The organism is Bacillus sp. JJ675 (genome assembly GCF_036963165.1).
Taxonomy (GTDB): domain Bacteria; phylum Bacillota; class Bacilli; order Bacillales; family Bacillaceae; genus Bacillus; species Bacillus glycinifermentans.
In genome coordinates this window covers 252-1,103 of sequence record NZ_JBALMR010000125.1, presented here as the reverse complement: position 1 = coordinate 1,103, position 852 = coordinate 252, and the positions used below count along the sequence as shown (strand labels likewise).

Here is an 852-nt window from a genome sequence, read left to right as displayed (position 1 = left end):
AATATTTAATCTTGTTAACCAATTAGATGAAAACAATTATGGGGATTTGACTCAAAAGATTCAATCATATCTAGATTTTTTAAAAGCGATGGATAATCTCCCAGATTTAATGTCTGATGATATAAGAGCAGAGGGGGGAAAAGATTCATTTAAAAATAATAATATTGATGAGAAAAAAATAGAGGAAAATAAGATAGAAGAGTATAAGGGGGATAGTGATACACATGTTTACAGATTGAGAAGGCTCCCTGTTAACGGAAACTTAGAAAGTATACATGACCCCGCTGAAATCTTACGAATGCCAGAGGGTCAAATACGTCGTTTAGCAGTTTCAACGGGAGATTTAATTAAAGCAATACCAAAGGGTGATGGATCAAGATATGATTTTTATCTATACAAAAAGGTCAATATGAATGATGAAGAACCTCTTAGACGTGAAATCAAATATTGTGTAATTGATGAGGAAGAAGGAGACCTTTATATTAACAGAATTGCAACCGGTGGGGCACTGATTGTAAATGGAATTGAACGAAAGTTTGTTTTAAATCAATATATAATTGAAAAATTTTCTCTTGAAAAAGGATCAATTGTAGATGTTGCTTATAATAAAGGGGAAGATAATCTATTCGTCAGTTGGCGACATGATAGTGCTCCAAGAGCACAGAAGAATGTCTTCGGAGCTTCTGCTATAAAAAAGTCTGTATCCGGGGTTAATATCGATAAAGAAAAAGATACTGTTTTTGCAAACCCGGCGTATGTAGGGAAGTGTGTAACAGTAATAGGTGCTGTTGAAACACATGATAATATAAAAAAATTATTTAATCAGCATCAAATTAAATACCAAGGATTTGA

General features: G+C 33.0%; 1 protein-coding gene. It reads left to right on the top strand.

Annotated features, from left to right (window positions below; translation table 11 throughout):
- Positions 1-852: hypothetical protein (locus V7126_RS23715; protein WP_335499814.1), on the top strand; the 852-nt coding region annotated here is incomplete at both ends.